26 protein-coding genes are annotated in these 20,482 nt (G+C 41.0%); 18 read left to right on the top strand and 8 right to left on the bottom strand.

Going from position 1 to position 20,482, the window contains the following annotated elements; genetic code table 11:
- The first annotated feature begins 236 nt into the window (after window positions 1-236).
- From spxA to H7992_RS18465, 5 genes are all read left to right on the top strand, one after another.
- The gene (gene spxA / locus H7992_RS18485; RefSeq protein ID WP_186669618.1) at window positions 237-632 is read left to right on the top strand and encodes a transcriptional regulator SpxA; all 396 of its coding nucleotides are present in this window, start codon (window positions 237-239) and stop codon (window positions 630-632) included.
- A gap of 252 nt (window positions 633-884) precedes the next feature.
- Window positions 885-1,550, top strand: a complete 666-nt coding sequence (gene mecA / locus H7992_RS18480) for an adaptor protein MecA (RefSeq protein WP_187045526.1) — start codon at window positions 885-887, stop codon at window positions 1,548-1,550.
- Window positions 1,551-1,638: 88 nt separating this feature from the next.
- Window positions 1,639-2,793, top strand: a complete 1,155-nt coding sequence (locus tag H7992_RS18475; RefSeq protein ID WP_187047953.1) for a competence protein CoiA — start codon at window positions 1,639-1,641, stop codon at window positions 2,791-2,793.
- 54 nt (window positions 2,794-2,847) lie between these two features.
- Window positions 2,848-4,665 (top strand): oligoendopeptidase F, encoded by a 1,818-nt coding sequence (pepF, locus tag H7992_RS18470; RefSeq protein ID WP_187045525.1) that lies wholly within the window; start codon window positions 2,848-2,850, stop codon window positions 4,663-4,665.
- A 526-nt stretch (window positions 4,666-5,191) separates the two neighbouring features.
- Window positions 5,192-6,109: a nuclease-related domain-containing protein gene (locus H7992_RS18465; RefSeq protein ID WP_187045524.1), complete on the top strand. Its 918-nt coding sequence runs from the start codon at window positions 5,192-5,194 to the stop codon at window positions 6,107-6,109.
- 571 nt (window positions 6,110-6,680) lie between these two features.
- Here the strand turns inward: H7992_RS18465 and H7992_RS18460 are convergent.
- The 3 genes from H7992_RS18460 to H7992_RS18450 form a co-directional block, all read right to left on the bottom strand.
- Window positions 6,681-7,487, bottom strand: coding sequence for a DsbA family protein (locus tag H7992_RS18460; RefSeq protein WP_187045523.1), 807 nt, complete (start codon window positions 7,485-7,487; stop codon window positions 6,681-6,683).
- On the bottom strand, window positions 7,484-7,876 hold the full coding sequence (locus H7992_RS18455; RefSeq protein ID WP_067211850.1) for a globin domain-containing protein: 393 nt from the start codon (window positions 7,874-7,876) through the stop codon (window positions 7,484-7,486). Before H7992_RS18455 ends, H7992_RS18460 begins: the two co-directional genes overlap by 4 nt.
- Before the next feature lie 105 nt (window positions 7,877-7,981).
- Entirely contained in the window at window positions 7,982-8,671 is a 690-nt protein-coding gene (locus H7992_RS18450) for a lytic transglycosylase domain-containing protein (protein WP_187047952.1), read from the bottom strand.
- Between the two features lie 156 nt (window positions 8,672-8,827).
- Between H7992_RS18450 and H7992_RS18445 the strand changes: the two genes are divergently transcribed.
- Genes H7992_RS18445 through H7992_RS18430 form a run of 4 tightly spaced genes read left to right on the top strand, consistent with a single transcriptional unit; the run spans window position 8,828 to window position 11,638 of the window.
- Window positions 8,828-9,217, top strand: a complete 390-nt coding sequence (locus H7992_RS18445) for a UPF0738 family protein (protein ID WP_187045522.1) — start codon at window positions 8,828-8,830, stop codon at window positions 9,215-9,217.
- Window positions 9,218-9,235: 18 nt separating this feature from the next.
- Window positions 9,236-9,913, top strand: a complete 678-nt coding sequence (locus H7992_RS18440) for a GTP diphosphokinase (RefSeq protein ID WP_067211844.1) — start codon at window positions 9,236-9,238, stop codon at window positions 9,911-9,913.
- Complete coding sequence (locus tag H7992_RS18435) at window positions 9,910-10,710, top strand: NAD kinase (protein WP_067211841.1); 801 nt, start codon at window positions 9,910-9,912, stop codon at window positions 10,708-10,710. The genes H7992_RS18440 and H7992_RS18435 overlap by 4 nt, the downstream gene beginning before the upstream one ends.
- Complete coding sequence (locus H7992_RS18430) at window positions 10,682-11,638, top strand: RluA family pseudouridine synthase (protein WP_187045521.1); 957 nt, start codon at window positions 10,682-10,684, stop codon at window positions 11,636-11,638. The genes H7992_RS18435 and H7992_RS18430 overlap by 29 nt, the downstream gene beginning before the upstream one ends.
- Here the strand turns inward: H7992_RS18430 and prpE are convergent.
- On the bottom strand, window positions 11,622-12,362 hold the full coding sequence (gene prpE / locus H7992_RS18425) for a bis(5'-nucleosyl)-tetraphosphatase PrpE (protein ID WP_187045520.1): 741 nt from the start codon (window positions 12,360-12,362) through the stop codon (window positions 11,622-11,624). The genes H7992_RS18430 and prpE overlap by 17 nt on opposite strands.
- A 93-nt stretch (window positions 12,363-12,455) precedes the next feature.
- On the opposite strand from prpE, the gene mgtE reads away from it, so the two are divergent.
- Together mgtE and H7992_RS18415 are read left to right on the top strand one after the other, a co-directional pair.
- Window positions 12,456-13,829, top strand: a complete 1,374-nt coding sequence (mgtE, locus tag H7992_RS18420) for a magnesium transporter (RefSeq protein ID WP_231885702.1) — start codon at window positions 12,456-12,458, stop codon at window positions 13,827-13,829.
- 262 nt (window positions 13,830-14,091) lie between these two features.
- A complete protein-coding gene (locus H7992_RS18415) occupies window positions 14,092-14,493 on the top strand; it encodes a hypothetical protein (RefSeq protein WP_187045519.1) in 402 nt (133 codons plus the stop codon).
- A gap of 221 nt (window positions 14,494-14,714) precedes the next feature.
- On the opposite strand, the gene H7992_RS18410 is transcribed toward H7992_RS18415, so the two are convergent.
- Window positions 14,715-15,236: a CotY/CotZ family spore coat protein gene (locus tag H7992_RS18410; RefSeq protein ID WP_187045518.1), complete on the bottom strand. Its 522-nt coding sequence runs from the start codon at window positions 15,234-15,236 to the stop codon at window positions 14,715-14,717.
- Window positions 15,237-15,350: 114 nt separating this feature from the next.
- Here H7992_RS18410 and H7992_RS18405 point away from each other — a divergent pair, with 114 nt between their 5' ends.
- From H7992_RS18405 to H7992_RS18375, 7 genes are all read left to right on the top strand, one after another.
- The gene (locus tag H7992_RS18405) at window positions 15,351-15,758 is read left to right on the top strand and encodes a hypothetical protein (RefSeq protein ID WP_187045517.1); all 408 of its coding nucleotides are present in this window, start codon (window positions 15,351-15,353) and stop codon (window positions 15,756-15,758) included.
- Window positions 15,758-16,213, top strand: a complete 456-nt coding sequence (gene spoVAC, locus H7992_RS18400) for a stage V sporulation protein AC (RefSeq protein WP_067211830.1) — start codon at window positions 15,758-15,760, stop codon at window positions 16,211-16,213. Before H7992_RS18405 ends, spoVAC begins: the two co-directional genes overlap by 1 nt.
- Window positions 16,207-17,208: a beta-ketoacyl-[acyl-carrier-protein] synthase family protein gene (locus H7992_RS18395; RefSeq protein ID WP_187045516.1), complete on the top strand. Its 1,002-nt coding sequence runs from the start codon at window positions 16,207-16,209 to the stop codon at window positions 17,206-17,208. The genes spoVAC and H7992_RS18395 overlap by 7 nt, the downstream gene beginning before the upstream one ends.
- A 9-nt stretch (window positions 17,209-17,217) precedes the next feature.
- Entirely contained in the window at window positions 17,218-17,580 is a 363-nt protein-coding gene (gene spoVAE, locus H7992_RS18390; RefSeq protein WP_067211825.1) for a stage V sporulation protein AE, read from the top strand.
- Between the two features lie 67 nt (window positions 17,581-17,647).
- Window positions 17,648-17,800: a YjcZ family sporulation protein gene (locus tag H7992_RS18385; protein WP_082786662.1), complete on the top strand. Its 153-nt coding sequence runs from the start codon at window positions 17,648-17,650 to the stop codon at window positions 17,798-17,800.
- Between the two features lie 17 nt (window positions 17,801-17,817).
- The gene (locus H7992_RS18380) at window positions 17,818-18,072 is read left to right on the top strand and encodes a stage VI sporulation protein F (RefSeq protein WP_067211824.1); all 255 of its coding nucleotides are present in this window, start codon (window positions 17,818-17,820) and stop codon (window positions 18,070-18,072) included.
- A gap of 89 nt (window positions 18,073-18,161) precedes the next feature.
- Entirely contained in the window at window positions 18,162-18,461 is a 300-nt protein-coding gene (locus H7992_RS18375; protein WP_187045515.1) for a hypothetical protein, read from the top strand.
- 183 nt (window positions 18,462-18,644) lie between these two features.
- Here the strand turns inward: H7992_RS18375 and H7992_RS18370 are convergent, their stop codons facing one another.
- The 3 genes from H7992_RS18370 to H7992_RS18360 all read right to left on the bottom strand — a co-directional run bounded on the left by H7992_RS18370 (window position 18,645) and on the right by H7992_RS18360 (window position 20,402).
- A complete protein-coding gene (locus tag H7992_RS18370; RefSeq protein WP_187045514.1) occupies window positions 18,645-19,076 on the bottom strand; it encodes a GNAT family N-acetyltransferase in 432 nt (143 codons plus the stop codon).
- A 3-nt stretch (window positions 19,077-19,079) separates the two neighbouring features.
- A complete protein-coding gene (locus H7992_RS18365) occupies window positions 19,080-19,595 on the bottom strand; it encodes a YjcG family protein (RefSeq protein WP_067211818.1) in 516 nt (171 codons plus the stop codon).
- 84 nt (window positions 19,596-19,679) lie between these two features.
- The gene (locus tag H7992_RS18360) at window positions 19,680-20,402 is read right to left on the bottom strand and encodes an alpha/beta hydrolase (protein WP_082786660.1); all 723 of its coding nucleotides are present in this window, start codon (window positions 20,400-20,402) and stop codon (window positions 19,680-19,682) included.
- Between the last annotated feature and the right edge of the window lie 80 nt (window positions 20,403-20,482).

Here is a 20,482-nt window from a genome sequence, read left to right as displayed (position 1 = left end):
TTCTTGCATCGGGTATAACAGTAGAGAGAACATGCACATACTGATGAAAGTCGCTTATGTTGCGGAACTGTGACAATAGTGTATGGGATTGCGAATAATTTTTAAAAAGTGTATTCATCGGTAATGAAAATGTGTATAATAGGGATTAGAAGCAGGCAGTTTAAAATAATTCTAATCTAAACGTAAAAATATAAATCAAAACATTCGAGCCGACTGAAAGGGAGTGTCAGCATATGATGGTCACATTATTTACTTCACCTAGCTGTACATCATGCAGAAAAGCGAAAGCATGGTTAGAGGAACACGAGATTCCGTATACTGAACGTAACATTTTTTCGGAACCATTGAATATTGATGAAATAAAAGAAATACTTCGTATGACTGAAGATGGAACAGATGAAATTATTTCAACTCGTTCGAAAATATTCCAAAAATTAAACGTTGATGTGGAAAGCCTTCCATTACAACGCCTATATGAATTAATCCAAGAACATCCGGGTCTTTTAAGAAGACCAATTATTCTTGATGAGAAAAGACTTCAAGTGGGATACAATGAAGATGAAATTCGTCGATTCCTACCTAGAAAAGTAAGAGCCTATCAGCTGCTTGAAGCGCGGCGCATGGTAAACTAATCCGTAAAATAGTGTGAAGCTGATAGGGGTTGACATTGCAAAATGCCGTACACCTATCGGTTTTTTGTGTTTCTCTTGCTTTCCGGGTGGATGTTCTCTACAATGCTATTACTATCAAAATTATACGTCCTAAGGCGGAACCCTTTCAAAACGTAGAGGACGGTCATATAGTAAGTATAAGCATTGCAGGATTTTTTCACACATCGAAGGGAACCGGACAAATCCTGTTCCATAGGAAGGGAGAGAAAAGGGATGGAAATAGAGCGTATTAATGAAAATACAGTTAAGTTTTTTCTTTCATATATTGATATCGAAGAGCGTGGCTTTACTCGTGAGGAAGTTTGGTATAATCGCGACAAGAGCGAGGAACTCTTCTGGGAGATGATGGACGAAGTCAGTGACGAGTCTGAGTTTGAAGTCGAGGGGCCATTATGGATTCAAGTACATGCGATGAGCGGCGGCATTGAAGTGACGGTCACACGTGCGCAAATGTCTGAGGATGGTGAACCACTTGAATCACCATTCACTAACGATGATCCAAGAAAACTGTTCCAGCATGGCAAAATGTATGACGACGATGATGATGATGATACTATGCCAGGTATAGGGGATGCAGCATTTGAATGGCTTGACAATATGTTTGTCTTTAGCGAATTTGATGATCTTATTCCTCTAGCAGGGAAGATGAAAGATTATGAAGTGAAGACATCTCTATATTCGTTTGAAAATAACTTTTATTTACACTTGTTATATGACGATGAAATTATGGATGATTCTCGCAAGACAGATCTGTTTAGCGTACTTTCAGAATTCGGTCAACCGTCAAACATGACGATTCATCGAATTGAAGAGTACGGCAAACTTATCATGGACTCAGATGTTTTCGTGACAATAGAGCGATACTTTGGGGCAAAATAAAGGACAGTAGAAACAGCTATCTTAAATGGTAGCTGTTTTTTTACTTGCTTTAGTATCTGAATATTTGTATTATTAATGCAGGGAGGAGCTGAATATTATTCTCACAGCAAAAACAGAGGAAGGAAAACTTGTTGTTCTTACACCGGAATTAGAAAGAGAACGGTTGCGCAAATGGCGAAAGTTGCGATCATTCTTTTGCCCACAATGTAATTTTCCGGTTCAGTTGAAAGTTGGAGATATTATCATCCCACATTTCGCACATTTGAAGGATTCTACCTGTCTTACTTTATTCTCTGAAGGTGAATCTTACAGCCATCTTCAAGGTAAGCAACAATTGTATGCTTTTTTTCAAAAACATGCCGAGCTTGTCGAACTTGAACCATTTTTAAGAATGTTATCTCAAAGACCTGATATCCTGATAACGACACAATCTGAATCGATAGCCGTTGAATTCCAGTGCAGTACGATTCCCATTACTGACGTAGAGGCTAGATCCGCAGGTTATCGTAGTATAGATATGAAACCCATCTGGATTTTGCATACCCCAGCAAAATTTAGTTCATTACCTGTAGGTGTCGGTACATTCGATTTTTCAAGATTCCACGAAAGCTTCTTGACACATACATCCCCTGAAGGCTATTTCTTACTCACATATAACCCCCAAACGGAACGATTCCATTATTTTACGAGTCTTATTCATGTCGCAGGTAAGCGCTATATTGGTATCCATCGTACTTTGCCATTATCGATGCAGATATTTCCATTTGCTCGGCCAAAAACCCCGACAGAGCAAGAAATTTACCGTTATGTAACCCTTTATTTATCCATACGCAATCAATTTATTCAATCCCGTATTTTATTGAATAAAAGGGGGGTGAACAATCCTTTTCTAAGAATGTGCTATGAACTGCGAGTGATACCAACGAATCTTCCAAAATGGATTGGATTACCCGTCCTTTTCAGTGAGTCATTCCGCGAGCATGACTGTGAATGGCAATTAGCATTCCTTTATTATTTGAGAAGAAAGGGGATTAGTGTTAGAACTATATCCCGCAGTCAGGTTAGAAAATATGTCTCTCTGTTAGAAGAGCCATCGGAAGCAAAGGGAAAAGCGTGCATAGCATACCGCGATTTCCTTATTTCCGCGACTGTAGATTCTTGTCAAAACAGAACAGTTATTGACGAAGAAAAAATAATTCAACTAATTTCAGAAAGATTGCTTGCAAAGCGTTATGAAAATTGAGAAAATAGGATTGATTCGTTTCCCGAAGTAATGGGAGAAGGGGGATAAGTGACGATGGCTGAAACTAAGAACAAAGTATTAACTCGTGGTGAAGTAAAGGTAGAGGAGACTTGGCGTCTCGAAGACATATTTGCAACTGATGAAGCATGGGAAAAAGAATTCGCTGAAGTTGAGGAATTCTCCGGTAAAGCAGATTCTTACAAAGGGACACTTTCGGGTGGTGGAGATGCGCTTTACACTGCATTGACATACCGTGACACCCTCTCTGAAAGACTGCGCAGGCTTTACACGTATGCGCATTTGAAGACTGACCAGGATACGACAAACAGCTTCTATCAGGCGATGGATAGCCGTGTAAAATCACTTTACGTGAAAGTAGCAACTGCATTATCATTCTTCTTGCCAGAGCTTCTGGCTATTGATGAAACAGAATTGAACAAGCTGGTTACTGAGCATGAGGGACTAGCTCTTTATAAACAAGAATTCGAAGAAGTCAACACGCAGCGGCCACATGTGCTGCCTGCTGAACAAGAAGCTTTGCTTGCACAACTATCAGAAGTCACGGGCAATTCTTCAGAAACATTCAGTATGTTGAACAATGCTGATTTAACTTTCCCAATGGTGAAAGATGAAAAAGGTGAAGAAGTAGAATTATCACATGGCCGTTATGTAGGGTTTTTGGAAAGTGATGATCCGCGTGTTCGCGAGGATGCGTTCAAAGCAATGTATTCGAAATACAGCGAATTCCAAAATACTTTCGCATCCACGCTTTCAGGTAATGTAAAAGGCGATAACGTTAATGCACGTATCCGCAATTATTCATCTGCGCGCGAGGCTGCAATGTCAAATAATCATATCCCTGAACAGGTTTATGAAAATCTTGTTTCAACAATCAATAAAAACGTCCACTTGCTACAGCGCTATGTCGCGCTCCGTAAAAAAGTGTTCGGATTGGAAGAACTTCATATGTGGGATATGTATGCACCGCTTGTGAAAGATGCAGGCATGGAAGTTCCATATGACGAAGCTAAACAAACGATGCTTGATAGTTTCCACCCACTAGGTGAAGAGTATGTATCGATCGTAAAAGAGGGTCTTGAGAATCGTTGGGTAGACGTCCGTGAAAACAAAGGGAAGCGTTCAGGAGCTTATTCTTCAGGCGCCTATGGAACAAATCCATATGTCTTAATGAACTGGCAAGATAACGTCAGTAACTTGTTCACACTCGCGCATGAATTCGGCCATAGTGTTCATAGTTATTATTCACGGAAAAGCCAGCCATTCGTCTATAGCGGTTATTCCATTTTCGTAGCTGAAGTCGCGTCAACTGTGAATGAGGCTATTTTGAATGATCATCTTTTGAAAACGATTGATGATGAACAGAAACGAATTTATTTGCTGAATTATTGGCTTGACGGCTTCCGTGGTACTGTTTTCCGTCAAACCATGTTTGCTGAGTTCGAACACCTTATTCATCAGCTTGATCAGCAAGGTGTCGCGCTGACTGCTGAAAAATTGACAGAAGAGTACTATGCACTCAATAAGAAATATTTCGGTGAAGATCTAGTCGTCGACGAGGAAATTGGCTTGGAATGGGCAAGAATTCCACATTTCTACTATAACTATTATGTTTATCAGTATGCAACAGGTTATAGTGCAGCAGTCGCACTAAGCAATCAAATCTTGACAGAAGGAGAGCCGGCAGTTGAACGCTATGTGAATAACTTCTTGAAAGCCGGTTCTTCCGATTACCCAATCGAAGTACTGAAAAAAGCAGGTGTCGACATGACTAGTGCCGCTCCAATCGAAGAAGCATGCCGCGTCTTCGAAGAAAAGTTGAACGAACTTGAATCACTTCTTTTGAAAAAATAAATTAAATTGACCTAGCAAAAAGCCTTGTCCGCCATATTTCTGGTCGAGATAGGGCTTTTTCTTCTATACATATTACTATATAAATATAAAGTAAGGCGTATTGGTGAAATCATCATTGTGACAGTCATGTGAAAATAATTGTGAATTCTTGATGCTACTATTATTTTGTGATAAGGTAAGGATGTGAAATAAATCACATACCAAACATACACCCCTTTTGTTTGAACGTGAACATTTCTCCCATTCCCTTTGAATAAGAGCATTCCCTCCCCCCCAGGAGCGAATGCTCTTTTCTTTTGTATGTATAGTGGAGGAAGTCACGTAATGGGTCACTAACAGTTCGACTAATTATGACAAAATCAATATTTTATGGAATGTGATGAAAAAAGGATTTACGGCAGACTATTGCCATATAAGTTAGCATTTTGTATAATTAAGTAGAATAATCAATCATATTTAAGGGGTGAATAAAATACTGGTTCCCATTAAAAGGAGTACCCCTGCTCTGCTCAAAGGAATACCACGCTTGATTGCCCGCATACCCCCTGATCATTGGAAAGTTCAGAATTTAAAAGAACAACTTTATCGGATCAGTGCAGGCTATTCTGGAGAGTGTAACGTCGATTCATACATCGAACGTACCCGATTTCCTGAAAGTACCAAAGTGTTTACTGATGTTCAATTACGCGTTTCCCCCAATTTTACATTTCAGATTGACACTTTGATTATCACAGAACGGTATGTCTTAATCGTTGAAGTGAAAAATATTAAGGGTACAATTCGATTTGTCCAAAACCCCCCACATCTCGAACAAGTGTTAGAAACTGGTGATCAAGCGATTATCGATTGCCCTGTTTATCAAGTCGAATCAAATAAATTGAATTTAGATGAATGGTTCCGACAACGAGGGATTAACCTGAAAATACTAGGTTTAGTCGTTCTCGCAAATCCGAACACAAAAGTGATAGATGTGCCCCAAGACTTTCCTATTATCTATAAAAAGCAAATCCCTTTCTATTTGCAAAAAATTAGACCATTCACAACAGTTTTTTCGACTGCCCAAATTAATGAAATTTCAAAGGAAATAGATAAAGAACAACATGAATTTAAACCTTTTCCATTATGTTCTTATTTTCATATTAACCATCAAGATTTGCGAACAGGATTTATATGTCATTATTGCCATCAGTTACTTCAACGAAAGAGTTTGAGGACATGGCGGTGTAGCGGTTGCGAAAAAGATGTCAAAAATCCATACGCGAAAGGTATCGATGATTGGTTTATGCTGGTGAAAAATTCCATTACGAACGAAGAGTGCCGAAAGTTTTTAAACTTGAAAGATTCCAATGCAGCACGGTATGTATTGTCTTCGTCGTTACTTGTGAAGAAGGGGAAATCTACCGGGACATTTTACATTAAAGGTACTAAGAAAACGAATCATTGATAGTTATGAAAAGCCTTTCGCTTTAGAAAGGCTTTTTTCTAATGAGATGTATTATTGCTATGGTGAATAGGGCGAACAGGCCGCGTCGTTGACTTCATGGCCAAGAGTCAGTTAGTCATGGCGCGCCTCGGTGAAGTCATGGCCCGTCGTTGACTTAATGGCCAAGAGTTAGTTAGTCATGGCGCGCATCGATAAAGTCATGGCCCAGCGATGACTTCATGGACAAGAGTCGGTTAGTCATGGCGCGCTTCGATGACTTCATGGCCGGTCGTTGACTTCATGGCCAAGTGTCGGTTAGTCATGGCGCGCCTCGATGAAGTCATGGCCCGTCGTTGACTTCATGGCCAAGAGTCAGTTAGTCATGGCGCGCTTCGATGAAGTCATGGCCAAGCGTTGACTTCATGGCCAAGTGTCGGTTAGTCATGGCACGCCTCAATGAAGTCATGGCTAGACCAAATAAAGTCATGGCTCTTTCCGACTAATCAACTGTAACCCAACAACCTAAACCCGCTCAACAAAAAAAGCCACCTCACTCCCCGGAATCTCCAGGCAATGAAGTAGCTCACTTAATTCATATCATTTTTTTACGCCATAATGTCATGTCCTGGAAATGAATCCGTTCGACATGCTGTTGGAGAAGGCGTTTCTTGAGTTCGCGTTCTGCAGATTTTTCCGTGATGTTGTAGATACTAGCAATCTCTGTTGTTGAGAGTGTATCGAAACGTTGGAACAAATCCTCAAGGGGAGGGGGGATGTCCGGCAGAATCGGCCCGCCGACTAACTCTTCTAAAATTTGTTCGTAGACATCGTAGTCGTATAAACCGCTCACTTTTAATCCTTCATCTTCAATGTTTTCATTGAAAAAGACGAAAGTAGGTGCTTTGTCGACTTCCATTTCTTTGGCCATGTACAAATCGACTTGTAAAGAGCGCAAGACGTTTTTTGAAGAAAAGTCTCGGATAAATTCTTCGACATCAAGATTTAACTTTTTTGCAATTTCGACGAGTACGGAAAAAGACGATACATTCCTTGACTTCAAAAATGAATATTCAAGCATTTTTGATAAATATCGAAAACCGGCACGTTTGCCTTGAAACTCTGCAGTTTTAACAGCAATACTTGGGAAAGCTGGATGTGTTTTTTCACAAGCCAGCTCATCCTCATCTTTATGCAGACATTGAAGATTCATTTTAGGCAATGATGTGCGTAATGCAATGCGCAGTGTGAAATAGCGATCATATTCAACTTGTAATTTTCGGAGTAAAGGCGGGAGCGACGAACAATCTCCGCATAAAGGATCGATGAAAACATATAGCTCGATTGGCCTTATGCATGCGGAAGTACTGATTGGGTTCTCCAGTAATGTTTGTCGATTCACGTTTTCTCCTCCCCAGCCCTGTTCACCATATGATTGGCGGTCAAGACGAGGCGCTTATAATAGATATCACGTATATTTCCTTCAAGTTCGACTTCGTCCATTGCTTCTGCCATGCACGCTAGCCATGCTTCCGCTTGAACTGGTGTAATTGGGAATGGCATATGACGAGCTTTCATCATCGGATGACCATGTTCTTCAGTATATAAATTGGGACCACCTAAATATTGTGTTTGAAATTGTTTTTGTTTGCGTACTGTTTCTGTCAGGTCATCTGGGAAAATCGGATATAGGTCCGGGTGTACGGCCACTTTAGCGTAAAACAGGTCGATGAGTTCCGACAACTTTGTAGCACCGATCTCCTCATAAGGGATCAAAGGTTTTCGCATCATTATGTCAATCTCCTTTGCTCTGACTGTATTGATATTCTATCAACCCTGCACTCTTTTCACAAATAAAGCGCTCCGTTTATGAAACAGTAGGTTAGATTATCAATCTTATGCATTGAAATAGCCGAGCACTTTTTTTACGTATTGCTGTGTCTCTTTGAATGGGGGAATCCCATCATGTTTTTTTACGTTTCCGGGACCTGCATTATAAGCAGCAAGGGCAAGCTCGATATTACCGCCAAACTGATTAAGCATTTGTCTTAAGTATTTGGCACCGCCCATCACATTCTGGACGGGGTCGAAACTATCTTTGACGCCTAGGAACTTTGCCGTTCCAGGCATTAGCTGCATAAGGCCTTGTGCACCCGCGTGGCTGACAACACCGTTGTTGAAGTTCGATTCTTGTTTGATAACGGCAGAAATCAGTTTATCGGGCAAGTTATATTTGTTTGCAGCTTGGCTAATAATATCGCGATAGCTGTCATCCCCAATGGATGTATTTTTCATGGGAACAGTTGAACTTTGTTGCGCCGCGGAAAGGATAGCGCTGAGAGAAGAAGGTTCAAACACACCATTTTTTCCGTCATAGCGCAAGCTTTCTATATTATTGAGGCTTCCGAGTAGTGTAGATGAAACGGAAGATAAGGAATCCGTTATGGATGTGCCGCCTAACATCTCCTCTAATAGTGTGTTAAAGAGGGATGGGGATGTGTTATTTTGTTCAGTTTGTGTCTGAACAGCTCCGAGAGACTGGAGTGTATTTATTTCCATTAATGTACGAATTGTGTGCGTATCCATCATGATCTGTCCCTTCTGACGTTAAGCTGTTCGCTCGCGAAATAATAACTTAACATTAGTATACCAATTTATGTGGGGAAACGCATTTTCTAGACTGCAAGGCCGCGCAGCATATGATAGAATAAACGTAATGACGCATGAAGGGAAGAAGAAATTGTGAACATTAAAAATCGAATTGATAGTGGACTTCGAAATGATGAACAAATCCTCTTTTTAGTAGCAGAACAAGCAGAAAAGCCTCAAGGTATACCAGCTGGAAAGATGATAACAGATTCAGACAACTTGTCGTTTGTTTATCTTTTAGAAGTAGAAGCAGGGTACGAGCATCTTCATTTAACACAGGCTGTATGGCCACTTATGGTCGATGTATTGACGACGAATTTAGATCCGGTGCTTTCGTGGAAGGATGAAATAATTCCGCTTCCTGGATTCAAAGATGAACTGACAATGCTTATTTTTAATATTGAGGGTAATGATAATTACGGGGAAGCATTCTCCTCGGCAGTCGAGCAAGCATTCAGCTCGATACTTCAACATATGGAATAACAGCTGGGAGGGGTCCGGATGAGGCAGTGGAATCAATTTCTTGAACCTTATAAACAAGCAGTAGATGAACTGAAAGTGAAATTGAAGGGCTTGCGAGCTCAGTATGAATTGGAAGACGTACATACGCCCGTTGAATTCGTGACGGGCAGGGTGAAGCCGCTCGCGAGTATCTATGACAAAACACTTGAAAAAGGGATTCCATTCGAACCATCGGCAGAACTTGCCGCTGAACTGCCTGATATTGCGGGCCTTCGTCTGATGTGCCAGTTTGTCGATGATATTAGTACTGTTGTAGAAACGTTACGACAGCGGAATGACCTCGAAGTGATTGAAGAGCGCGACTATATCGCACATAATAAACCAAGTGGATACAGATCTTATCACTTAATTATCAAATACCCTGTTCAGACGATTCATGGGGAGCAGACGATTTTTGCCGAGATTCAAATCCGTACGTTAGCAATGAATTTCTGGGCGTCGATTGAACACTCATTGAATTATAAATACGAAGGCGAAATGCCGGATGAAATCAGGCATCGTCTAGAACGAGCAGCGGAAGCAGCCTTCCAGCTAGATGAAGAAATGTCGCAGATTCGTAATGAAATTCAGGATGCGCAACAATATTTCAGTGCATTCAAAGAAACGGCGACAAGACGCTATGGAGAGGCGAACGGGAAAGGAGGAGGGAAATTATGAAATTTGCAATACAGACACGAAACGATGCATTGTCGAACAAACTTATGGATGAAGCAAAGGAATATTTGACAGATTTTGGGCTTTTTTTCGATGAAGAAGAACCGGACATCGTTTTGTCAATTGGAGGAGATGGTACTTTACTCCACGCTTTTCATAAGTATAAGTACCGATTGAAAGATACAGCGTTTGTCGGAATTCATACAGGCCATCTAGGGTTTTACGCAGACTGGAAGCCGGCTGAAATTGAAAAGCTTGTCATTTCTATTGCTCGTAAAGAATTCGAAGTTTTCGAATACCCACTTCTTGATGTGAAGATTAACTACCGAAACGATAAGGATAGCGCATTGTACCTTGCACTGAATGAGTCGACGGTGAAATCTCCTGATGTGACGCTCGTCATGGATGTTGAACTGAATGGCAACCATTTTGAACGTTTTCGTGGCGACGGGTTATGTATGTCAACGCCTTCTGGGTCTACTGCATACAATAAGGCATTGGGCGGAGCAATTATTCATCCTTCTCTACCGTCCATGCAATTGACAGAAATGGCATCTATTAACAATCGGGTGTTCCGTACAGTTGGCGCACCACTAGTGCTACCCGCGCATCATAAATGTGCACTAACACCTGTAAAAGGACCAGATTTCATGGTAACAGTCGACCATTTGCAACTTCTACATAAAGATGTGAAGTCGATTGAATATCAAGTTTCAAAGGAAAAAGTACGTTTCGGAAGGTTCAGGCCGTTTCCATTTTGGAGACGTGTGCATGATTCATTCATTGACAGCGATGTCTAAGGGGGATGAGCTGGATCGCAGGTTTCGCCTCGTATTTCAGGTGGATGAAGGCGGTATACTGCTACGCGAATTCTTGCACGCAAAAGGGATATCTAAAAGAACGTTAACTGCGACTAAATATGATGGCGGAGATATCCGCGTGAATGGCTTTGAACGCAATGTGCGACATCCGTTGCAGTCAGGTGATGAAGTACTTATTATTTTTCCATCAGAAGAGCCAAGCCCAGGTTTACTTCCAGAGACAGGTGATTTAACAATTGTCTATGAAGATGAAGCGCTAATTATTGTCGATAAGCCAGCAGGGCAAAGTACTATCCCGTCGCGAGATCACCCCAATGGAACGATGGCGAATGCCGTTGCCGGAAAGTTTGCTAAGGAAAGACTTCCAGCCACAGTACATGTCGTCACGCGTCTTGACAAGGATACATCGGGTCTAATTTGTATTGCAAAAAACCGGCATATTCATCATCTGCTTAGTGAACAGATGACAAATTCCGGTTTTCATCGACAGTATATCGCCCTGGTTGAAGGACATGTTGAAAGGGACCAATTCAGCATTGTACAACCAATTGGTAGAAAAGATGGTAGCATTATCGAACGAATTGTGCGTGAAGATGGCCAATTCGCTCGGACAGATGTAGAAGTACTGGGTCGTTCGGACATAAAAGGTCAACAGTTAACAAAAATTGCACTAACCCTTTATACGGGCAGGACGCATCAAATACGTGTCCATATGAGGTGGGCAGGCCATCCGCTACATGGTGATGATTTATATGGCGGCTCCCATGGGTTGATTGGTCGGCAGGCTTTACACTGTGCGATGATTGGGTTTTTGCATCCACTTACAAGTGAAAAAGTTGAGTTTAGATGCGATATTCCGTTAGATATAAAGCGTCTAACCAACACTGATATCAAACAAACACAGTAAATTTCTCTGGCACAAATGGTTGTAAAGAAGGAACTGATACAACTTCCATTTCGGGATAGCGAAGGGCTGTAAGTTTACCGCCGAATACGCAACCTGTATCAACATTCGCAGAGTTATTTACAAAGCGTACTTCCTTTACAGGCGTATGACCATAGACTATGAGGGGAGTACCTTTGTAGTGCTTAGCCCAATCACGTCTAAGAGGTCTACCATCGGGTAACTTTTGGCCTGTGATATCTCCATAGAGAACGAATACCCGTATTTTTTCCGAATAGGGTGCACCAATCATTTCTTCACGGATGCCTGCGTGTGCAATGATAAGATTACCTTCATTAAGGGTATGGTATAACGGTAGCGCTTCGTAAAATTGACGGTATCTAGTTAAGAAATGTTTACGCGCATCACTTGATAATGCATCGAGTTCAGCTACTGTTGTTTCAAGACCATGTGTGGGTTGAACCTGGTTACCCTTGGAGAAGCGATACAACTTATTGCAATGATTTCCCGGGGAATAATAAAGTGTATGCTCATCTTGGATTTTGAAAAGAAGATTCAACATTTTAATCGACTGAGGCCCTCTATCCATCGTATCTCCGACAAATACCAGACTTCTGCCATCGGGATGTAGGGGGATACCTGTAATCATCTCGTATCCTAATTTGTCAATCAAATGCATGAATTCATCATAACAACCGTGAATATCACCGACAATATCGTACTTCATATTTTCATCACCCTTTTTCACAATATGTATTCGTATATAATACCCTTATTCATTTTATTAATCCACGATAGAAGTAGAAAGGAAGGTGTAGCTGTGAACATAAAAGAAGAGCATAAAGAAGAAATTATTTTCGATGAAGAGAAGTTGAAAGAGACGCTTATCCAGCACAACATTAAATCTTTCCGAAATGAGTACCTACGCCTTCATCCGTATGACAGAGCGATATTTTACGAGAAAATCGAACCGGAACTCCGGGAAATCATCTATCAATACTTATCACCAAAAGAACTTGCGGAAATATTTGAGACGAGTGAAATTAGCGACGATGAATACAAACAGTTCCTTCAGGAGATGGACACGACGTATGCAGCAGACATGATTTCGTTCATGTTTGTCGATAACGCGGTAGATGTCCTGAATGAACTCGACAAATCACAAGTTGTCAGCTATTTGACGCTAATGAATAAAGAAGCCGCTGCTGAGATCAAAGCATTACTTCATTATGAAGAATATACGGCCGGGTCGATCATGACAACGGAATTTGTTACAATTCCACAGAATTCGACAGTCCGTTCTGCGATGACAATTTTGCGCAATGAAGCACCGAAGGCAGAAACAATTTATTATATATTTGTCGTTGACGATAATAATCGCCTGACAGGTGTTATATCGCTACGCGATTTAATCATTGCACATGAAGATACACTGATTAGTTCTATAATGAGTGAACGAGTCGTAAGTGTTCTCGTTTCAGAAGATCAGGAAGATGTTGCCAAGATGATCAAGGACTATAATTTCCTTGCCGTCCCGGTTGTCGACTTCCAACAGCATATACTTGGGATTATTACAGTCGATGATATTATCGATGTACTCGATGAAGAAGCATCAGATGACTACTCCAAACTTGCTGGGGTTTCCAATATGGATACATTCGATAAAAACTCATTCTCAGCTATGAAAAAAAGACTTCCATGGTTGCTTATTTTATTAGTACTCGGAATGCTTACTGCTAATTTAATAGACTTATTTACAGAAACAATTTCGAAAGTGGCACTTCTAGCTGCATTCATTCCTCTTATTGCGGGTACTGCAGGGAATAGTGGAACGCAAGCACTTGCTGTCGCAGTGCGCGGTATTGCGACAGGAGATGTTGAGGACGAAAGTAAATTCAAGCTACTTATCCGTGAAGCAGGAACAGGATTGATGACAGGTTTTATCTGTGCACTATTTGTAGTTGGTCTAATTTACGTGTGGAAGAATGAATTCGTAATTGGTCTATTAGTAGGTGCTGCCATTTTTGTCTCAATTTTTGTCGCAACGATTTCAGGATCATTCATCCCATTGCTTATGCATAAGTTGAAAATCGACCCTGCAGTTGCGTCCGGTCCTTTCATCACAACATTAAATGATGTTATTAGCGTTATTATTTATCTTGGTCTTGCAACGGTTTTCATCAGTGATCTTTAGATCACTGGTGAAAACCTTTTTTTATTTGGGTGGATGTCTAGACTCCAGACGCCAGCCCCATGGGTCATAAGACGGTTTGCTGTGGGGGCTCTGTAGTATGCATCCTCTTACCTGCAAGGATACAGGTAAGTAGTCGCTGCGACAGGACGTCGCGAATTTAGACTACCTTCCTTTTCCTCTATGCTTGTCGGGGCTAATCAGCGTCATGCGCTTTTTTTATGAACATCCGTAAAATGGGCGCATATACTGTGTTAAAAAGGATGTGCTTAACATTTATCAAAATAAACCGTTATTGTTTGTTGACGGGCCACCAGTCTTTATTAAAGTTGCGATTATAGTGGAGGAGAGCACGTCAGTATTTTTACTTAACAATGAAGAGGAATCGGTGGTGGAAAATGAGGAACAGTTAAGTGTTACCGAAGTCGTGCCAGTGAATCCGGGCATTCAACGTAAAATTATTTACTTAAGTAATTCGTTCCGTCGCCAAGCTTATCAGCCACTTCAATTTGTTCTAGAGGAAGAAACACTAGCTGGAAAGATTGAGAAAATTGAAGAAGAAACAGTATGGATTGATCTGGAAGGTGATAATCATGAAATAGTAGCCGTGGAAATGGGGAAGATTGAAGAAGTATTATGGCGTGGTAAGCCGTTTGATGAAATTTAATAAGAAAACGGAGGTGCCTTTAACTTAAGGACTGAAGCGACTCAAGGGGCTAGGAGATGGAGTCTAGACACTGCTGCATGTGAAAAACCTATACTTTCTTATTATTGTAAAAAGGCAGGATGGGGAATCTCTCCGTCCTGCTTTTTTACAATGATGAAGAAAAATTAAAACAACCCAACAGATTGAAACTGTTGGGTTGTTTGGGCATTGCAGGGTATTAATTAATCTACGTCGCAAAAGTCGATAAACGTATCTTTGATACATTGGATTCCACAGAAACAAGTCAAGTCTACTGTGATGCATGAATCTGTCGCACCAAACCTAGTAACTTTACAAAGTTCTTCGAGATCTAGCTTGCCGTTTTTAATAATGTCCACCGGATTATTGTTACTGTCTAACGGTGCTAGTACTTGCAATGTTGCGCAGCAGCCGTCAAAGACGTTTTGGACTCTGAAAAAAGTAGAGAAGCAATTGTGTAGGTAATGTCTTCGGCTTTCCGGACGGAACATTGCTTTGAACGGATCACCATTCTTCGTCAATAGCATGAAAACGCGTGTATTAACACGGTTACGTGCAGGGCTGGATATGCTACCAAGCGGAGCCATGAAACAATCTGTTTCACATTCTACACAGTCATCGTCTGTTCCAGCATCCTGTAAACGTTTGATGAACCTGACAACCTCACATACACAGTCATCTTGGTGCTTTCTTTCATTATCTTCTTCATTTCTTCCACATCCCATTAATTCCACCTCCATTTCTCAATTCTTTATACTTTATGCGGCAAAGTTCATAGTGTTAGGGCGCTTAGGTGAATAATGAATAAAGTTTAGTATGAAAAGGCATACTGTATAAAAATGGAGGGGACGCGTATCCGTAAATTTAGCCTTGTGTTTTTCGCAGTTGTCTTACTATCCGGCTGTTCAGGTAGCGGATTCCGGATTGACAACAATTCCAGTGAGGATCATGCGAAAGCCGAAGAAGTATTGATAAATGACAAACGTCTCACATCAGCGGTCACTGTTTTTCATGAAAATGACTTGCTAACTGGCGTTACGCTTACAACTTTTTCGCGCTTCAAAAAAGAAAAGATTGAAAAGGAGCTCAAGAAAAAATTAGGAAATAGCTACCCAGAGTTGGACGTTACCGTTTCAGCAGACAGTAAGATATGGATGGAAACGAACAAGCTCATTGATTTGGATGACAAAAAGGATCAGGGAAAAAAGATTGAAAAATTGAAATCGCTTATAAAGGAAGAGACATGATGGACGAAAAAAAATATGCGAAGTTAGAGAAAGAAATTTCCCCTAAAACACCATTGATGCGGAATATCATTTTTGCATTTCTGACGGGAGGCACAATTTGTTTGGTAGGCCAATTTGTGTCGCTATTTTATATGACCTATTTTGATTTCACGGAACGGACGGCTAGTAACCCGACTGTTGCAACGATGATATTTTTTGCGATGCTGTTAACGGGTTTTGGGTTGTATAAGAAAATTGCCCAATTTGGAGGAGCGGGGAGTGCGGTTCCAATTACAGGTTTCGGCAATGCTGTCATTTCTGCTGCAATTGAACACAAGACGGAAGGGTATGTTCTTGGAGTTGGCGGCAACATGTTCAAACTAGCGGGTTCAGTCATTCTCTTCGGTGTTTTTTCGGCATTTGTTGTTGCACTCATTAAAACGATACTTGTGAAATTTGGTGTCGTATCATGGTAGCGCGCGGCCTGCTGACATTCAAAACGACCCCATCCATTGTGGCAACGGGTGTTACAGTTGGACCTTTGGAAAAGAAAAGTCTATTCGTCGATAAATTTGATAAAGTTTACGAGGATGAGCGCTGTGAAATGAAAACAAATGAGCATGGTCATGCAAAAATGATGGAAGATGCGTGCATGATTGCGTTAAGTAAAGTGGATTCTGTACCAAGCGACGCCGATTTCCTGTTAATTGGCGATCTTATTAACCAGATGACACCCTCAAATTTTGCGGCTACAACGGTTGGAATTCCCTATATTGGCCTGTTTTCAGCTTGTGCAACGTCAGTATCTTCGCTTTTAATGGCTGCATTGCTGACAGAAACGGGCATGTCCACTTGCGCTATTGCTGGAGCATCTAGTCAGCATAATGCAGTTGAAAGACAATTCCGCTATCCGAATGAGTACGGTTCACAAAAGCCTGAGACATCTCAATGGACTGTCACAGCGGCAGGGGTAGCAGCTGTCGCACCTTATAAAAAAGGGTTTCCTTCTATAGAGTGCGGAACAATCGGATGCGCAATAGATCTCGGAATGACAGATCCACTGAATATGGGGGCGGCGATGGCACCGGCAGCGGCAGATACGCTTACCCGCCATTTAAAAGGTCACAATAAAGACGTGAAAGACTATGATGTGATCATGACAGGAGATCTTGGGAAAACTGGTTTTGAGTTATACAAAAAACTTGCGAGCAATCAAGGAATTGACGTGACTAAAAATTTCCGGGATGCAGGTAAAGAATTTTACGGTGCTGACGCATCATTTTTATCCGGGGCAAGTGGTGCAGGTTGTTCTGCCTCCGTTTTCTTCGCGGAAATAATTGATAAAATGAGTACGGGTGAATATAAACGGGTCCTTCTAATTGCGACGGGCGCGCTATTATCTCCGTTATCATTTCAACAAGGTGATACGATTCCGTGCATTGCGCATGCAATCGAATTAACAATGAAATGAGTGTGGATTATGGTTTCGATTTTCATTACAGCATTTATTGTAGGTGGTCTCATTTGCGTTGTGGGGCAGCTGTTGTTTGACGTAGCAAAACTAACACCGGCACATACATTGTGCATTTTGGTTGTTGCAGGTTCAGTGTTGGACGGGGTGGGTCTGTATGAGCCGTTTATCGATTTTGCTGGAGCGGGGGCAACGATACCAATTACTTCTTTCGGTAATGCCCTAACCCATGGTGCAATGGCAGAAGCCGAAAAACATGGACTGATTGGTGTTATGACAGGCATGTTTGAAGTGACTAGTTCAGGAATTAGTTCAGCGATCCTATTTGGATTCATTGCATCTGTTATTTTTAAATCGAAAGGAAAGGTTTAATAGTCATGCGCCCTCTTCCTTCTTCTCGTGTCTGCATAGGATACGAAGAAAGGAAGGGGGTATTATTATGTTTGGAGGATGTAATTCTTTCGGTGGCGGCGGATACGGCGGCGGAGGTTGTGGCGGTTATGAAAATGAAAAAGGCGGCGGTTCAACATTTTGCCTGATTGTGGTTCTATTCATCTTGCTTATCATTGTAGGCCGCACTTTTTGCGTATAAAAAGGGGGAGATAACAGATGAATGATTCATTTTTCCGGAAAATCGAATCAAAAACAGGCGTCCCGATGGAAGAAGTTTTTGCACTTGCAAATGCAATTCAATATGCAGATTTCAGTGATGAACGGCAAGTGAGGAAAATTATACGGAAAGTCGGAAGGCTCGCCAAAAAAGAAGTACCTCAACAGACGGAAGATGAGCTTGTTAATTCTATCGTCAAGAATGGCAAAGCGGTTAATATTAGTGATATTCAAGATATGCTTGGCCGACAATAAAATAAATTAATAAAAAAGCAGAATAATAGGTTTAATAATACTAACTTCTGGATATAGTAATAGTACTAGCAAAAATGGAGGTGTTAACGATGGGTTATATTTTACCAATTCAACCAATCCAATCTCAAATATATGCAAATCGATTGAGTATGGAAGCTTATAATTTTGCTTATATTGATCGGGTGAACAATGTTAAGTTAAATTCAGACTTTTTGGATGAATTTAAAGAGTCCTCGCATCAAGAACGAGAAAGGGAGGAAGAAGAGGAAAAACCCATTGTAGCAGCACCTTTGGCATATCAAGGATTTGTCCGTCCCAATCCAGTTAATCTATCACCGGTGATCGCCAGAGTAGTAGGGAAAGGTATCGCGATAAATGCTTATGTCTAACTGATAACAAGAAAAAGGTTCGCATTGCTGTTATAAAGCAATGCGAACCTTTTTTATTTTAAAAAAGAAAGAATAAGTTTTTCTACTTAGGTAGGTGTCTAGCTCCAGGTGCCAACCGCTAGGAGGCCCACTGGATGTGGGGTCACGTAGCCATTGCCGCAGGACACGGCGTACTTAGGCTTTTCATATCATCCTTTTTTCCATTGCGCGATGCGGGATATCCGCATCCATAAATTCGGGTGAAGTAATGACATAGCCTAATTTTTCATAGAAAGGGACAGCATATGATTGTGCATTTAAAATAATCTTGTTCATACCCGTTGTTTTAGCATGTTCTTCAAGTGCATGCATGATAAGGTTTCCGAGATGTTTCCCGCGAAATTCCCCTAAAATGCAGACACGTTCAACTTTTCCGATTCCGTCGTTGATTTCCCTGATTCGGCCTGCGCCGATTGGAGATTCTGATGAATAGACGACGAAATGTGATGCAGTTTTATCGAAATGATCTAGTTCAAGGTCAAGTGGCACACCTTGTTCTTCCACGAACACTTTTCTTCTGACAGAAAATGCATCTTCTTGTTCAAGGTCAGAAGTTGCGAATCTTACTTCAAACAATTTTCAGTTATCCTCGTCAAGGCGGAATGTTTCATATACCGTCCATGAGCCGTCTTCAAGTTGATAAGTAAGGTGCAAACGATCAATTGTTTCAGTATGATCGACACCAATCATTTTCAGTTGACCAATGATATCATCGTGTTCGCCAGAAGAAAGTTTTTGAGCAATCGTCACGTGGGGAACGAATGCAAACTCAGGTTTTTCACCGAAGAAATCGTTGTTCAGGTCTTTATGCAAAGCAGCTAATTCATCGTTAAGGGTAGCCTTAAAATAAATTGTATTTGTGATAGGAGCGAATGTGCCCACTTTTGACACGTTTAATTCAAATGGAGTGTGTTTTTTAGTTACTTCTTTAATTGCCTTTGCAACTTCTTCAATTTCTTGATCGTTCGCTTCGAATACACCTTTAACCGTCAAATGCGGCGTGATTTGTGCATAATGTGGATCATATCTCTTTCTGTAAGCGTTTGCCAAGTCCTGAAGTTTCTTTGATGGGAAAGCAACGACACCGTATTTCATAATAAAAACCTCCTAGAATAATTGTTTTAGCTTTATAAATTTGATTATAGCAGAATACTTGAAAATATGTCCGTTTTGTCTGAATTAGTGACCAAAAACCATTTGAATGGCGCGGCGGACATCGGGTTGCCAATGCTTCCAGGTATGGTCTCCATTGAATTCATCATAGAAATAAGGGAAGCCTTTTCTTTCAAGTAATTCGTTTAATGTTCTGTTTGGCGTAAGGAAGTCTTGAACACCATCAACTTGCGTATTTACTTGGGTTTCTTCCTTTCCAATTACATGATAAATGGAGAATCGGGAAGGATCTTGTGAAGCTTCCACTTTTTCAAGCACAAAATCATTGACATAAGGGGAATGCAGAATCACTTTCCCGAATATATTGGGATACTTCGATGCTGTTAGAAGAGAAATCGTCGCCGCTAAGGAATCGCCGATAAGAGCCCTGCCTGCCCCAATCTGATATGTTGGATAATTGTCGTCGATATACGGAACAAGTTCATGAGCAAGGAAGCGGGTGTAGGCTTCACGTCGGTCCCCATCGGGATGATACATGCGCCTGCGTTCTTTGACACTCTTATAAGGAACACCAACTACAATGACGTTTTCAATTTCTTCGGCATCAATTAATTCGTCAACGACCCGTCCTATACGGCCGAACTGAAAATAATCTTTCCCATCAGATGCAATCAGCACTGAATATTTATAGAGAGGTGAAAAGTTGTGGGGCAAATGAATGAGCAACTGCATTTCCTCATCAAGTGCTTTACTGTAAATTGATATATCTTCTATTTTTCCGTATTTCACTCTGGTTGCCTCCTCAAATTGCGTGTATATTGAAATTGTATCATATCGTTAAGGTCAGGTATAATAGTTGTGTTCTGTTT

It is taken from the genome of Sporosarcina sp. resist (assembly GCF_014302295.1).
Classification (GTDB): Bacteria; Bacillota; Bacilli; order Bacillales_A; family Planococcaceae; genus Sporosarcina; species Sporosarcina psychrophila.
This window is presented reverse-complemented; position numbering and strand designations above follow the sequence as displayed.